This is a genomic window from Bradyrhizobium sp. STM 3809 (assembly GCF_000239795.1).
In the GTDB taxonomy this organism is placed as follows: domain Bacteria; phylum Pseudomonadota; class Alphaproteobacteria; order Rhizobiales; family Xanthobacteraceae; genus Bradyrhizobium.
On sequence record NZ_CAFJ01000344.1, the window covers coordinates 1 to 3,694 of the forward strand.

Genomic DNA, 3,694 nt, shown 5'->3' on the forward strand with positions numbered 1-3,694 from the left:
CCGCTGTTCAGCGGATCCGTCGGCCGCTGGCGCATGTACGGCGACCGTCTGAAGCCCTTGCTCGACGCGCTCGGCACCGAGGCGATCAGGCCGACGATCGCCGAGGCGATCGCCGGCGTGGCCCAGCCTCAGCCGGCCAATGTGGCGCCGCCGGTGGTCACGCCGTCGACGGATTCGCGCCCGTTCGACGCGACGCGCCTCGCGTCGCTGCAGACGCTGGCGGACGGCGTCGTCGCCGTAGCCAAGAAACTGCAGATGCGCGGCGAGCTCGGCGATGCCGAGCAGATCTTCAAGCTGATCCTGGCCGGCCAGCCGACCAATTTCGATGCCCTGGTCGGCCTCGGCATGATCTGCACCACCGCCAACCGTCTCGACGAGGCCAAGGACTATTTCCAGCGCGCGGTCGCGGTGAACGACAAGTCCGCCGAGGCCCATGGCAGCATCGGCGCCGTCGAAGCCTCCGCGGGCCGCTACGAGGCCGCGGTCCAGCACTATGAGACCGCATTGTCGCTGTCGCCGAGCCATCCCGGCATCCTCTACGGATTCGCGATGGTCCGGCAGAACCAGGGCCTGATCGACGAGGCGATGGCGCTGCTGCGGCGGGCGATCGACAACAAGCCGCAGCACCTCGACGCGCATTTCGCGCTGGGCAACCTGCTCTACACGGCCGGCAAGGACATCGAGGCGGCGAAGCATTACCTCAAGGTCCTCGACTTCAGTCCCGAGCACGCCGAGACCCACAACAACATCGCCAACGTCCTGTTGCGCCAGGGTCATCGCGAGCGCGCGATCGAGCACTACAGGCGCGCGATCGCGAGCAGGCCCGATTATGCGGACGCCTATGGCAATCTCGGCAATGCCTTCCTGGAGCTGAATCGGCTCGAGGAGTCGATCGAGCAGAACCTTCTGGCCATCAAGATCAAGCCCGAGCGGTTCGGCTCCTACAACAATCTGGGTGTCGCCTATCAAGCGCTCGGTCGCTTCGATGAGGCGACGGCGGCATTCCAGAAGGCATTGGAGCTGGCGCCGGACGATGCTCCGATTCACCTCAATCTCGCGAACATGTCGAAATTCAAGCCGGACGACAGCCGCCTGCCGCCTCTGAAGGCGCTGATCGAGCGGGTGGACCAGCTCGATCAGGAGAAGCAGATCGCGGCTCATTTCGCCTTCGGCAAGGCATTGTCCGACCTGAAGGACTACGATGCCGCCTTCTCGCATTTGCAACAGGCCAACACGCTCAAGCGCAAGAGCTTCGATTACGATTCTGCGCAGCGGCTCGGCATGATGAAGAACGTCGCCGCCCGCTTCACGCCCGAATTCTTCCGGACGGTGGCCGGACATGGCGATGACTCCTGGGCGCCGATCTTCATCGTCGGCATGCCGCGCTCCGGGACCACGCTCATGGAGCAGGTGCTGGCGAGCCATTCCAAGGTGTTCGGTGCGGGCGAGCTCGAGACCTTCAAGGATCTGGTCGGCGAATGCGCCAGTCGGCAGAAGGTCATTCCAGCCTATCCCGATCTCATCGCCCTGCTCCCGCCCGAGGAGATGACCAGGCTCGGACAGGAGTACACCGCCCGTGTCCGCACGCTGGCGCCGGAGGCCGAGCGGATCGTCGACAAGATGCCGCTGAACTTCATCTTCGTCGGGCTGATTCACGCCGCGTTCCCGCGCGCCCGGATCATCAACACCCGACGCGACCCGCTCGACAATTGCGTGTCCTGCTATCAACTGCTGTTCACCGGATCGCAGCCCTTCGCCTACGACCTCACCGAGCTCGGCCACTATTACCGCGGCTACGAGGGCGTCATGGAGCACTGGCACAAGGTGCTGCCACCCGGCGTCCTGATGGATGTGCAGTACGAGGATCTGGTCGACGACCTCGAGGGCGTTTCGCGCCGGGTGCTGACCCATTGCGGGCTGGACTGGGAGGACGCCTGCCTCGATTTCCATCAGACCGAGCGCATGGTGCGCACCGCGAGCCTGATGCAGGTGCGCGAACCCCTGTACCGCCGCTCGATCGGAAGCTGGCGCCGCTACGAGAAGCATCTCGGGCCGCTGTGCGAGGCGCTCGGCATCACGCCTGCGTCAGCGGAACCGAACTGACCGCCGGCAAATAACCGGGTGCTGTTGCCCAGGGATCGGTGACAGGCGCGGCACCCGGCTATCCGGCCGCGCGGCGGAGCGGCATGTAGAGTGTGCGCAACGGACTTTAAGAAATTATCATCGTCATACGCCAAGGCGTCGAATTTCCTACGTACGCGAGCAACTAATTATACAATCAAAGGTTGATTCGCATCTGCACAGGATTTTCCAGCGGGAAATGCGTGCGTAGAACGGCCATCGACATCGAACGTCGTGTCTGCGGTTCTCATGAGTTGTAGCTGTCAGATGAGTTGGAGCGTCGTTCTGCAACCCTCGCCCTCCACGCCGCTGCGGCCCGCAAACGGCGCGGCTCGGCGCAATGCGGCCTGAGACGAGCCGCCGGCCGCCTGCAATGGCGGCCACAGAGCTTCCCAAGCCGGCGATGAAGGCACCCCGGCAGCGGCCGCCAGCGACTTGATCCGGCGCTTATGCCCCCGCAAGCGCCGCCGCCGGCCCGGACCGGAAGGGCGGGATTGTGGTGAAGCTGCAGCAGGCGCTTGACCTGGACGCAAAGGCTTGGTTTGACCCGAACAGCCCCGGGCGCGCAAACTCTGTCCGGTGCAGCTCCCGCCCCAACCATGGAAGATTTCGCACCATGCGCATCACCCTCGTCGGCTCCCGCCATTTCGGCGTCGCCACACTGAACATGCTGCGCGAGAGAGGCATCGAGATCGCGCGCGTGGTCGTGCATGACGGCGAGGACCGGCTTGCGGCGACCGCGCGCAGCGCCGGAATCGAGGTCGTAGTCCAGGCCGATCCCAAGGTGGTGCCCGCCAGCGAGATCGCCCCGGGAACCGACCTGATCGTGACCGCGCACAGCCACGCCCGCGTCACGCAGGAGGCCGTGGCCGCCGCCAAGCTCGGCGGCATCGGCTACCACCCGTCCCTGCTGCCGCGCCACCGCGGCATCGCGGCCGTGGAATGGACCATCAAGGAAGGCGATCCGGTCGCGGGCGGCACCATCTACCATCTTGCCGAACGGATGGATGCCGGCGCCATCGCGGCCCAGGACTGGTGCTTCGTCAGGAAGGGTGAGACCGCCCGCGAATTGTGGGAGCGCGCGCTGGCGCCGCTCGGCCTCAAGCTGCTCGGCGACGTCGTCGAATCAGCCAAGGCCACCGGAACGATTCCCGCCAAGCCGCAGGACGAGCAGTTCGCGACCAAGGCGCCGAGCCTCACGCCTCACTGAGCCATCCACAGGGCGGCTGCTTGTCGCTGTCGCGCCGTCGGAGACCTCGCGCCGGCGTTCGAGGGCGAACGAACGTTCTCTCAACGCAAGGCTGTGGCGCCGGTCTGCTCATGTTGTGGATGAAGGCGCAGTTTGCCCACATTACCGCCCGAATGCCTCAAAAGCGGGTTCCGCGTTAATCGTTAATAGCTTGAAACTGTTCGAGAAAATTTCATTTCGGCATTGCGGCAAATTTTCGTCACAATTCCTCCAAATAAGCTGACCTCATCAACGATATTGAGGGACAAGATTCATGCGTCTCGACCGCATTGGAATGGCTATCGCCGCGTCGATCCTGGTGGGCAGCTCGGCGGCCCCCGCCTT

General features: G+C 64.6%; 2 protein-coding genes. Both read left to right on the top strand.

Features of this window, described 5'->3' with window-relative positions:
• Positions 1-2,103, top strand: a 2,103-nt coding sequence (locus BRAS3809_RS18600) for a sulfotransferase (protein ID WP_035656787.1), incomplete at its 5' end; no start/stop codon positions are given.
• Positions 2,104-2,737: 634 nt separating this feature from the next.
• Positions 2,738-3,331: a formyltransferase family protein gene (locus BRAS3809_RS18605; RefSeq protein ID WP_008963622.1), complete on the top strand. Its 594-nt coding sequence runs from the start codon at positions 2,738-2,740 to the stop codon at positions 3,329-3,331.
• The last annotated feature ends 363 nt before the right edge of the window (positions 3,332-3,694 follow it).